The sequence below is a fragment of the uncultured Halorubrum sp. genome (genome assembly GCF_937146585.1).
GTDB classification, from domain to species: domain Archaea; phylum Halobacteriota; class Halobacteria; order Halobacteriales; family Haloferacaceae; genus Halorubrum; species Halorubrum miltondacostae.
Window position 1 is genome coordinate 1 of sequence record NZ_CAKZRO010000051.1, and the last position, 10,503, is coordinate 10,503.

The following is a 10,503-nucleotide window of genomic DNA, read 5'->3' on the forward strand; positions in this document are numbered from 1 at the left end:
ATCTCAACCGAAAGGAAGCAATTGTTAGAGACTACTTGTTACCGCTCCTTTCCAGCGATTTCAGAGAACCTGCTGACACTGATGAAAAGGACGTTGCTGTCACGAGATCAATTCTCGCCAAGCAGTATGTTGAACTCACAAACACCGGGCCCGTCTGGAAAACAGGTCTGATACTTGTTGTGTATGATTTCGGGTTTCAGATGGACTCTATGGTTTATGGACTCGTCATTGGTGCGGTTGGAAGCTTTGAAATTGCCATTTCTAATTTCTACACTCCTGAAATCCTCGCGGAGGAAACGTTTGAGAAATCAAGCGAGATCCGATCTGAGATCGTAGCAAAAGCCGAGCGCACCGTGAGGACTAAGATAGGGTTGGCGGGCCTCGCATCTGGCTTCCTGGTTCAACTGTTTGCGATCTCGGGACCGCTCCCGGCCGAACTGTTCGGTCAGAACTATCTGTTGGACAGGTTCCCGAGTCGGGCTGGGTTCCTCCTGACGCTCACTGCGATCAGCCTCATATCCAGAGTATCCCCAGGGATGCTAGATTCGACGCAGATCCAGCACTAAGGACCACTACACGAGCATTACTAACGGCACGCAGCGCCGGCGAATTTAGTACAGTATTACCTCATTGCCCACGCATTTGATTTTCTCGTCCGGATATTGAGGGTCCCCCAATGAGGTCGCAGCCGCCACAGGGCGAGCTCTCTGTCACCCGCGCCGCTTCCACCGTCCTTTTGCTCACGTCGGCCACGCCTCCCGCTCCCGGCGGTCCGTCTCGCCCGAGAGCTCCGGCGGCACCTCCTCCAACAGCACCGGCGCGAGCGACGCGCCGACGTGCCACGCGACGACCTCGCCGTCTAACCCCTCCAAGCGCACGTCCTGCTGACCGTAGAACTCGCCGTCGACCGTACAGGACCCCCCGCCGTCCGCGAAGCAGACGTCGCCGCGGTCGTCGTAGGTGATCTGGACGTGGGCGTCGCGCGCGCTGTCGACGAACTCCCACGCGAACCCGTCGCTCCCCTCGATGTCGTCGCTGGCGGCGAAGTAGTCGAGCGCTTCGGCGACTTCGCCTTCGACCTGCGTCGGGACTTCCCCGCTCTCGGCGCGGAGGTGGACCTTCACCGGGCGATGGGTCGCGAGCGTGCTGGTCGCGCTCATCAGCCCGGCGGGCTCCTCGCCGTGTTCGAGTCCCTGCACGTGGCCGAGCTCGTGGATGATCGTCGCGTTCATCTCCGCGTCCGAGACGTTCGGCTCGACGGTCGCGGTCATCGGCGTCCGCGGCTCGTCGACGAGCAGGTCGGCGCAGCCGAAGTACCGCGCGTCGCCGTCCTCCACCCCGCAGCGGTCCACGCGGTCGAACCGGAGGACGACGTCGGCGCGGTCCGCGTCGGCTACCCGCTCGTACGCGACCGGGTAGCCGAGGTAGCGCTCGTCGTTTCGTTCCCAGTACCCCGTGGCGGCCGCGACGACCGGGGTGACGTTCCGGTCGACCGCGTCGTCGTCGACGTAGAGGCCGAGCGTCGTCTTCCCGTACGGGCTCGGGTGGACCACCGACACGGTCCGCTCCCGCGTCCGGTCCGCCGTCGTCACGACGAGCGGGTGGTCACCGCCGTCGAGTCGCACGTCCGCGAAGGAGACGGACACCCGCGTCTCCGCGCCACCGTCCAGCGCGACCGTCCGGTTCGCGCTCGCGGCGTTCCCGTATCGAACCCGGACCGTCTGGTTGCCGGCCACGTCGCCGGCGTTGGTCACGGTCGCCGTCACGGAGAGGGCCGCCCCGTAGTCGACGCTGTCCGGGGCGTCAATGTCGGAGACGACGAACGTCGCCGCCCGCGGCTCCTCGACGACCAGCCGCCGGGTGGCGTTCGCCTCCCCGACGGACACCCGCAGCTCGTGCTCGCCCGGGTCGAGCGTCGCCGCGTCGACCACGGCCGTCACCGTCATCGTCCCGTTCGCCGGGACGGACCGGTTCTCGGCGAGCAGCGTCGCGTCGTCGACCCGGACCGTCGTTCGAACCGGCCCGAGTGTCTCGTTCGAACTCCCCGCGCTCGCCGCGTCGCCGCCGTCCGCGATCCCCTCCCACCGCACGGTCGCCTCGACCGTCGCGCGCTCGTCGTGGCCGAGCGACTCGGGCGCGGAGACCGACTCGATGGACGGGGACGGGTCGCCGAGCGGCTCCGCTCCGCTGAGCCCTCCGCTCAGGCCGCCACAGCCGGCGAGGACGACGAGCAGCGCGACGGCGGCGACGGCGGCGGTGGTGCGCATCGTTCGTCCAGCCCTCTGGGACGCAGGCACATAACGTTCGTTTCACTCGCCGATCATTTGCGGGCTCGACGAACCGAAGCCGGACGGTAGGACGGTTCGCAGGCGACGGTCGCCGCCTTCCGTCCTACCGTCCGTCAGAACACCGCGGGGAACAGCAGGTAGACGAACCCCGCGGTCAGCAGTCCGCCGAAGCCGATGTAGTAGGCGACGGGGATCAGGTTCAGCCGGACGACCCGGCCGGTCTCTCCGACGAGCCCGACCGTGGCGAGCGCGGCGATCACGTTGTGGATCGCGATCGTGTTGCCGATCGCGGCGCCGATCGTCTGCGCCCCGACGAGCAGCTGCGTCGAGAGGCCGAGCTCCCGCGCGATCTCGAACTGGAACGCCGCGAACGTCACGTTGCTCACCGTGATCGAGCCCGCGATGAACGCGCCGAGAGTCCCGACGGCGGGCGAGAGGAGCGGGTACGCGCCACCGAACGTCGAGGCGGTCGCGTCCGCGAGGACGACGATCATGCTGCCGTCGGCGGTCGCACCCGGGTGCGCCGCGGTCTGGAGCATCACCTCGACCATCGCGATGACGAACACCAGCGAGACGGCGGGCGAGACGATCTTCTCGCCGGCCTCGCGCCACGCGCTCGTCACGCCGTCCGCCGACATCCCGAACACCGGGACCGCGAGCAGCGCGCTGACGAGGAGCCACGTCCCGGGGACGTACGCCCAGCCGATCGCCCCGTCGATGGTCGTGCCGAAGACCCCCGACGCGACGATCGTCATCCCCGGCCCCTCCTGGAGGAACGTCGCGACCGGCCCGATCACGCGCGTCCCGATGAGCAGGACGACGAGCGCGACGTACGGCGACCACGCGCGGACGAGCGACATCTCCGCGTCCCCCTCGAGGCTCCCCGCACCCGTCGCCGTGTCCTCGGCGCCGACGCTCGCCTCGGTCGACCCGTTCTCGCCGCCCGGCTCGATGCCGCCCACCCAGTGGTCGGGCCACTCCTCGCGCGGCGGGAACTCCCACTCCTCGTCGGGCAGCAGGTAGCCCGCGCGGAGCGTCGCCACCACGACGCCGCCGCCGACCATCGCCGCGATCAGCGACGGGAGCTCCGGCCCGACGAACCACGCCGCCGCCGCGTACGGGACCGCGAACGCGACCCCGGCGAACAGACACAGCGGCGCGACGGCGAGCGCGGGCCCGAGCGACCGCTCGTCCGGGTCCGTCGCCCCGAAGAAGTACACGACCATCGCTACGGCGAGGAACGGCATGAAGAGCCCGAGCAGTCCGTTGTACACGGCCGCCCACCCGCCGGCGGCGGTCGAGTACGTCGCCACCGACTCGAAGCCGCCGCCGGTGATCGCGTCGGCGACCGCGCCGAGCGGCTGCTCGAACCCGACGATGATCGGCGTCCCGACCGCGCCGAACACGGTCGCGACCGCGTGGCCGATCAGCGCGGCGACGACCGCGGCGAACGCCGGGAACCCGAGCGCTAAGAGCAGCGGCGCGACCACGGCCGCGGGGGTCCCGAAGCCGGCGACCCCCTCGATGAACGTCGCGAGGAAGAACCCGAGCAGCACCACCTGGACGCGCCGGTCGTCGCTTATCGACGCGAAGCCGGCGTTGATCCGGTCGACCGCGCCGGAGTTCATCAGCGTGTACAAGAGCACCAGCGCCCCCAAGACGATCCACAGGATCTCGACGGCCGCCATCGCGCCGCTCACCGAGGCCGCGAGGATCCACTCCACGGGCATCCCCCACGCGAGGAACGCCACCGCCGCGGCCGCCGCCCACGCGACCGGCATCGCTCGGGACGCGGGCCACAGGAGCCCGACGAGGAGCGCTGCGACGACGACGAGCGGCACCAGCGCCAGCGGCGCGCTCGCGCCTAGCGCCATCGCCGTTCACCTCCCGCGTCGCGGTCGAGACGTTCCCTCGCCGCCGCGGTCCGAAGCAACCGAGCGCCGTCCGCCGACTTTCTCCGTCGACCCATGTCGGTCTATGTGAATTATCTGTGTAATAAACGCCACGGCCGATTCTCGCCGATCGGGTGCCTGCGCGGCGTCCGCGATCGACGTTCGACTTGCGCCGCTGTCGCCCGCCGCCGTCACCTTCCGCCGCCGCCCGCCAACCGCGACCGATACCGGCTTGTCGCCGCGCGACCAAGCGTGCGCGTGACGCTTCGACGCGACGTCCTCGCGGCGATCGACGCCGACCGCGGCGCCTTCCGGACGCGGGTCTCGGCGCTGGTCGACGAGCACGACCTCGACGTCGACGTGGACCCGACCGACTCCGAGCACCCCGCCGACCGGACCGAACGCGAGGCGATGCTCGTCGACCGCGTCCGCGCGCTCGACGACCTCCCGCTCGGGCTCACGCTCACCGGGCCGGCGTACCGCGACACGCCGATCGTCTACGTCAACCGCTGGTTCCGGGAGTGGACGGGGTACGCGCTCGACGAGCTCCGCGGGCGGAACCCCCGGCTGTTCCAGGGACCGGACCCCGACGCGGACGCGCGCGCCGACTTCCGCGAGGCGCTCTCGACGTGGTCGACGGTCACCGTCGAGCTCCGCAACCGACGCCGAGACGGGACCCCCTTCGCGAGTCGCGTCTCGCTGCGACCGCTGTTCGGCGACGCGGGCACGGTCACGCACTGGATCGCCGCCCAGAAGCCGGAGCCGATCGAGGCGGCCGACGCGGACGGATAGTCGACGGAGTGATGATTCTCCTCACCCCCGCGCCCCTCAGCGCAGCGTCGACGTCGGCACGACCGACGGGAGCACGCCGCTCCCCGTCGCGTCCTCGACGACCGCTTCCGAGACGTGCTCGCCGCTGAGCAGGCACATCGGCATCCCGATTCCGGGGTTGGTGTACGCCCCGACGTAGTAGAGCCCGTCCACGCCGGGCGCGCGGTGCGCGGGGCGGAGCGGCCCGGTCTGTTCGAGCGTGTGCGACAGCGCCAGCGCGGTGCCGCGGGGCGCGTTGAACCGCTGCCGGAAGTCGGAGACGCAGGCGGTCTCCTCGAAGACGATCCGGTCGCGGAAGTCGACGCCGGCGTGCTCCGCCAGGTCGTCGAACACCAGCTCGCGGAACCGCTCGCGCGTCTCCGGGTCGTCGTCCAAGCCGGCCGCCAGCGGGACGAGCAGGAAGACGGCCTCGTGGCCGTCGGGCGCCGCCTCGGGGTCCGTCTTCGAGGGGACGTGGACGTAGTAGGCGGGGTCGTCCGGCCACGCCGGCTCGTCGAAGATGTCGTCGAAGTGCGGCCGCCAGTCGGTCGGGAACACGAGCGTGTGGTGGTCCAAGTCGACGTCGCCCTCGACGCCGATGTACGAGAGGTACGCGGAGGGGGCGTACGTCCGCGACTCCCAGTACGACTCGCGGTCGACGGTCCCGGCCGGGAGGAGGTCGCGCTCGACGTGCGGCGGCGGCGCGTTCGCCACGACGCGGTCGAAGCGGGTCTCCCCCGTCGCGGCGTCCGCGCCGTCTCGCTCCGTCTCCACGGTGAACGTCGGCGTCGCCGCCGGGACCGAGGGCTCGATCGCGGTCACCGGCTCGCTCGTCCGGATCGTGACGCCCACCTCGCGGGCGAGGTCGGCCATCGCGTCGACGACGCTCGCGATCCCGCCGATCGGGTGGTAGACGCCGAGGTTCATGTCGACGTGGCTCATCAGCGTGTAGATGGCCGGGGTGTTGTACGGCGAGCCGCCGAGGAAGACGAGCTTGTACTCCGCGATCTGCCGGAGCTTCTCGCTGTCGAAGTAGTCGCCGACGTAGTCGTCCATCCCGCGGAGCTTCGGCAGCGCCCGCCCCGACCGGAGCACGTCGGTGTCGACCATGTCGCGCAGCCGCGACCGGCTCGGGTAAACGAACCGGTCCATCCCGAGGTCGTACGCCTCCGCGGCGTCGGCGAGGTAGTCGTCGAGCACGTCGCCCGCGCCCGGCTCGTACGACTCGAACAGCGCCTTCTGCCCCTCGCGGTCGGCCGGCATCGACGCGCGGTCGCCGTCCTTCCAGATCACCTCGTACAGCGGGTCGAGCTCCACCAGGTCGTAGTAGTCGTCCGTCGACCGTCCGAAGTGCTCGAAGAAGCGGTCGAACACCTCCGGCATGAGGTACCACGACGGGCCGGTGTCGATCCGGAACCCGTCGCGCTCGATCCGTCCGGCGTACCCGCCGGGGTGCTCGTTCCGCTCGAACAGCGTCACGTCCGCCCCCGCGCCGGCGAGGTACGAGGCCGCCGAGAGCCCGCCGAAGCCGGCTCCGACGACCGCGATCGACTCCCCGGCGAGCGGCTCGCCCGACAGGTCCGCGTCCGGTTGGGGTGTCATTACGTCGTCGTACGCGTTCGGGGAGGTTTACCCTGCGGTCATACCATGTTAGGGCCGCCGCTGTCCCGCGATTTTGCCCTCGTATCAGTCGCCGTCCGCGACGCCGTCGCCCTGGAGCCGCCGCGCGCCGAGCGCGAACAGCCCCAGCCCGATCAGGTAGAGCCGCCACCCGGCGTTCGCCACCGGGAACCGCCGGTCGACCGGCTCCTCGACGTCGAGGTCCGGGTCGCGCGGCTGGACGGGGTTGTTGACGTGGACCGACTCGCTGGTGCCGCCCGCGCCCGCGTCGACGGTCCGCGTCCCGGTCTCCGGGTCGATCCGCACGTCGACGAACGTCTGGACGAACCCGTCGGCCGTCGAGTAGAACGCCTCGCCCGCCAACTGGAAGAACCGGTCGCGGAGCGGCCAGAACGCGTTCACCCCGTCGAGGTGCGTCCAGTCGAGCGAAATGTGGGCGAAGACGTGGACGAAGAGAGCCACCCACGCGACCGCGATCCACCGCGGCGAGAGCCGCTCGCGGACCCACGACCGCTCCCGGATCCGGGTGTCGACGCACAGCGCCAGCGCGGCGACCGCGGGGAAGACGAAGTTGTGCCCGACCGTGCGGTGCGCGCCGGGCATGACCGCCCCGAGGAAGCTGTCCGCCTCCGGCAGGACGAGCACGACGAGCAGGACTGCGAGCGCCCGTCGGTCGAGGGAGTCGCGCAACAGCGCGGCCGCGAGCAGCAGCGCGAACCCGGCGTGGACGATCGTCGAGGGCATTCAGCGCGTCACCTCCCCGTCCCGGCGCCGTAATCGGAACCGGACGGCGAGCGTCGCGACCGCGGCGGCGACGACGACCAACTGCCACCCCGCCTCGACGAACCGGAACTCGCGGGCGCCGCTCGCGTCGAGCCCGGGCCGTCCGTCCGGGTTCACCCACGAGGCGACCGGGTCGGCGACCGCGCCGCCGACGCTCCGGAGCGGTAACGCGCCGCCGCCCTCGGCTCCCGAAACGAGGAACGTCTGGACGACGCCCTCCCGCGTCGAGAACACCAGCCGCCCGCGGACGACGTAGCGCGCGTCCTCCAGCGGGTACAGGAGCGACGCGCCCTCGCCGGCGAACAGCGCCGCGCCGATCCCGGCGACGGCGTACGACGCGAGTGCCACCCACGCGATCCGCGCGCCGCGGTGACCGAAGCGCCCGCGGAGGACCGACGCCGGCCGCAGCGCCGTGTCCCAGTAGAGCAGTCCGCCGGCGAGGAGCGGGACCCAGACCGCGTGGAGGAGGGCGTTGGTCGCGCCCGGGACCACGAGGCTCGCCGCCGCGTCGAGCCCCGGGAGGAGCGCGGCCGCGACGACGACCGCGACCGCGCGCCGGTCGAACGCGCGACCCAGCAGCGCGGCCGCGAGCAGCGCGCCCACGGCCGCGCTCACGAGCGTCGGGGCCATACCGGTCCTGACGCTCGGAGGCGAATAAGCGCTCCGGGCGGGTCAGTTCGCCCCGTCTCGATCGCCCGCCGCGCCGGCGTCGCTGTCGCCCGCCGCCACGGTCTCACTGTCGTCGCTCCCGTCCCGGTCGACCGCCTCGCGGTCCACGGTGACGGCGTCGGCCTCGCCGCCTGCGTCCGCCCCGCCGTCGACGCCGAGCAGCGCGACGGCCATCAGCCGAGCGCCGCCGGCGATCAGGTTCGTCAGGTGGAGCCCGAGCAGGACCCCGACGACGCCGACCGCGGCCGCGAGGGCGGCCTCGGGCGCGGCGTCGATCGTCCACACCACCGGCTCGCCGTTCACCTCGCCGAACTCCTGGGCGAACGGGTACCGCACCGGCGCGGCGACGAGCGGGAGCGCGTTCCCGAGGACGAGGACCGGCGCGAACGCCAGCAGCGCGACCCAGAGCTTCAGCGAGAGGAACCCGAGCCCCCGCCACGTCGACGGCGCCGCGAGGTACGCCCGGACGCTCGCGGTCGCTCCCGCGCTCCCGTCGTCCGCGGCGGCGAGGAAGTCGTCCGGCGCGACCAGCTCGGTACCGAGCAGCCGGTTCGCGAGCCACCGTTCGAGGCCGGCGACGAGCCGCGAGCCGATCACCGCGACGATCAGGACACCGATCCCGACGAGGACGACCGAAAAGACGAGTCCGAACACGAGCGAGAACGAGACGTACCCCGAGTAGACGAACGCCAGCGGGAGCGCGACGAGCAGGTACAGCAGGTGGCGATACGTCTGGCCGTCGGCGACGACGCCGACGACCGGGAGGGCGGCGAGCGGTCGGAGGGAGACCATACTGTGACGTGTCGCTCGTCAGAAAAAAATCGGTCGCTCCCGGTCCGCCTCAGCCGAGGAAGAAGTCGATCGCGTCGCCGGACGACTGCCCCTTGTACAGCTCTGAGTAGCCGCAGTTCGTACAGGAGACGACCACGAAGCTCCGGTTCTGGACGTCGAACATCTTGGTGAGTCCCGTCCCGCTAGTGGCGATCTCGTCGGTCTCCGTCTCCGTGTCGCCGCACTTCGGGCAGCCGTCCTCGCCGCTCCTGCCGAGCGAGTCGCGGCGTTCGTCGGACCGGGGCCCGTCGCCGCGGCTGCCGGAGTCGCTTCGCCGGTTTTCGCGCTCGTCATCGGCCTCGTTCTCGATCAGTTCGTCGTCGCCGAATATCGAGTACTTCTCGTCGTCGGTTTCGGAGGGCATCGGGCCCGGATCCGCGAGCGAGCGGTAAACGCCTTGTGCCCTCACCCGCCGCAACCCAACGTATATGATTGCCGGCCGCCCCGATCGGGTATGACGCGAGTCGCCGTGATCGCGGGCGTCGGCCCGACAATCGGGGCCGCCGTCGCGCGGCGCTTCCACGACGACGGGTTCGCGGTCGCGCTGCTGGCGCGCTCCGAGGAGTACGTGCGCACGCTCGCTGCGGACCTCGGCGGGGACGCCGTCGCGATCCCGACCGACGTGACAGACGGCGCTGCCGTCGAGGCGGCCCTCGAACGCGTTCGCGACGAGCTCGGTCCCGCAGAGGTGCTCGTCTTGAACGCGTCGGGCGGCGGCGGGAACCCGGTCGACGACGCGAGCGCCGACCGGCTCCGCGAACTCTTCGACGTGCGCGTCGCTGGGTCGATGGCGTGCGTCCGCGCGGCGCTGCCGGACCTCCGCGGGACCGAGGGGACCGTTCTCTTCAGCGGGACGACGTTCGCGGAGCCGCCCGTGACGGCGCAAGTCGAGTGGGGAGCGGTCGCGCCGGCCGCCCGGGGGCTCGCGCTCTCGCTGGACGCGGCCCTTGACGACGTGTCCGTCACGTACGTCCGGATCGGCTCCCCCGTCCGTCCCGACGCCGGACCGACAGCGATCGACGCGGCAGCCCTCGCCGCGGAGTACCGCCGCCTCGTCGACCACGAGGGGATCGCGACGCGAGAGATCGACGTTCGCAAGCGCTGAAGCGTCGCTACTCGTTCGTCGACCCGCCCGCGTCGCCGACCCCGTCGACGAGCTCGTCGGCGACTCCGGTGTAGCCGGCCGGGGTCAGCGCCTGTAGCTCCGCGCGGACCGCGTCGTCGACGTCGAGGTCGGCGAACAGCTCGTGGAAGTCGTCGATCGTCACCGATTGGCCGCGAGAGAGCGCCTTCACCCGCTCGTACGCCTCGGTGTCGCCCTCGCGGCGCAGGATCGTCTGGACGGCCTCGCCGATCACCTCGGGGGTCGCGTCGAGCTCCTCGCGCATGACCGTCTCGTTCGGGACGACCTTCGAGAGCCCGTCCGCGGCCTTCGAGTAGCCGATCAGGCAGTGCGCCAGCGCGGCGCCGACGTTGCGCTTGACGGTGGAGTCGGAGAGGTCGCGCTGGAGCCGCGAGCTCGTCACGTAGTCGGCGAGGAACGTCAGATCGCCGTTCGCCTTCGAGAGGTTCCCCTCGCTGTTCTCGAAGTCGATCGGGTTCACCTTGTG

10 protein-coding genes and 1 pseudogene are annotated in these 10,503 nt (G+C 70.9%); 3 read left to right on the plus strand and 8 right to left on the minus strand.

The window, feature by feature from the left end:
• Positions 1-566: hypothetical protein (locus Q0116_RS04560; protein WP_297885939.1), on the plus strand; the 566-nt coding region annotated here is incomplete at its 5' end.
• Positions 567-740: 174 nt separating this feature from the next.
• Here the strand turns inward: Q0116_RS04560 and Q0116_RS04565 are convergent.
• Both Q0116_RS04565 and Q0116_RS04570 read right to left on the minus strand, forming a co-directional pair.
• On the minus strand, positions 741-2,267 hold the full coding sequence (locus tag Q0116_RS04565; RefSeq protein WP_297885942.1) for an Ig-like domain repeat protein: 1,527 nt from the start codon (positions 2,265-2,267) through the stop codon (positions 741-743).
• Positions 2,268-2,401: 134 nt separating this feature from the next.
• A complete protein-coding gene (locus Q0116_RS04570) occupies positions 2,402-4,162 on the minus strand; it encodes an L-lactate permease (protein WP_297885943.1) in 1,761 nt (586 codons plus the stop codon).
• A 276-nt stretch (positions 4,163-4,438) separates the two neighbouring features.
• Here Q0116_RS04570 and Q0116_RS04575 point away from each other — a divergent pair, with 276 nt between their 5' ends.
• Positions 4,439-4,972: a PAS domain-containing protein gene (locus tag Q0116_RS04575; RefSeq protein WP_297885944.1), complete on the plus strand. Its 534-nt coding sequence runs from the start codon at positions 4,439-4,441 to the stop codon at positions 4,970-4,972.
• Between the two features lie 36 nt (positions 4,973-5,008).
• On the opposite strand, the gene crtI is transcribed toward Q0116_RS04575, so the two are convergent.
• The 5 genes from crtI to Q0116_RS04600 all read right to left on the minus strand — a co-directional run bounded on the left by crtI (position 5,009) and on the right by Q0116_RS04600 (position 9,257).
• Positions 5,009-6,592: an NAD(P)/FAD-dependent oxidoreductase gene (gene crtI / locus Q0116_RS04580; protein ID WP_297885946.1), complete on the minus strand. Its 1,584-nt coding sequence runs from the start codon at positions 6,590-6,592 to the stop codon at positions 5,009-5,011.
• Between the two features lie 84 nt (positions 6,593-6,676).
• Positions 6,677-7,354, minus strand: a complete 678-nt coding sequence (locus Q0116_RS04585; protein WP_297885948.1) for a metal-dependent hydrolase — start codon at positions 7,352-7,354, stop codon at positions 6,677-6,679.
• Positions 7,355-8,023, minus strand: a complete 669-nt coding sequence (locus Q0116_RS04590) for a hypothetical protein (protein ID WP_297885949.1) — start codon at positions 8,021-8,023, stop codon at positions 7,355-7,357.
• A gap of 42 nt (positions 8,024-8,065) precedes the next feature.
• Positions 8,066-8,854: a sensor domain-containing protein gene (locus Q0116_RS04595; protein ID WP_297885952.1), complete on the minus strand. Its 789-nt coding sequence runs from the start codon at positions 8,852-8,854 to the stop codon at positions 8,066-8,068.
• Positions 8,855-8,903: 49 nt separating this feature from the next.
• A complete protein-coding gene (locus Q0116_RS04600; protein ID WP_297885954.1) occupies positions 8,904-9,257 on the minus strand; it encodes a zinc ribbon domain-containing protein in 354 nt (117 codons plus the stop codon).
• A 90-nt stretch (positions 9,258-9,347) separates the two neighbouring features.
• On the opposite strand from Q0116_RS04600, the gene Q0116_RS04605 reads away from it, so the two are divergent.
• Positions 9,348-9,998, plus strand: coding sequence for an SDR family oxidoreductase (locus Q0116_RS04605; RefSeq protein WP_297885956.1), 651 nt, complete (start codon positions 9,348-9,350; stop codon positions 9,996-9,998).
• A 7-nt stretch (positions 9,999-10,005) separates the two neighbouring features.
• Here the strand turns inward: Q0116_RS04605 and Q0116_RS04610 are convergent.
• Positions 10,006-10,503 (minus strand): annotated as a pseudogene (locus tag Q0116_RS04610) (adenylosuccinate lyase); the annotation flags it as partial.

Bases quoted from the DNA above. Each gene is read 5' to 3' on its own strand.
- Q0116_RS04565 (WP_297885942.1), bottom strand. From the start codon at position 2,267: ATGCGCACCACCGCCGCCGTCGCCGCCGTCGCGCTGCTCGTCGTCCTC.
- Q0116_RS04570 (WP_297885943.1), bottom strand. From the start codon at position 4,162: ATGGCGCTAGGCGCGAGCGCGCCGCTGGCGCTGGTGCCGCTCGTCGTC.
- crtI (WP_297885946.1), bottom strand. From the start codon at position 6,592: ATGACACCCCAACCGGACGCGGACCTGTCGGGCGAGCCGCTCGCCGGG.
- Q0116_RS04585 (WP_297885948.1), bottom strand. From the start codon at position 7,354: ATGCCCTCGACGATCGTCCACGCCGGGTTCGCGCTGCTGCTCGCGGCC.
- Q0116_RS04590 (WP_297885949.1), bottom strand. From the start codon at position 8,023: ATGGCCCCGACGCTCGTGAGCGCGGCCGTGGGCGCGCTGCTCGCGGCC.
- Q0116_RS04595 (WP_297885952.1), bottom strand. From the start codon at position 8,854: ATGGTCTCCCTCCGACCGCTCGCCGCCCTCCCGGTCGTCGGCGTCGTC.
- Q0116_RS04600 (WP_297885954.1), bottom strand. From the start codon at position 9,257: ATGCCCTCCGAAACCGACGACGAGAAGTACTCGATATTCGGCGACGAC.
- Q0116_RS04605 (WP_297885956.1), top strand. From the start codon at position 9,348: ATGACGCGAGTCGCCGTGATCGCGGGCGTCGGCCCGACAATCGGGGCC.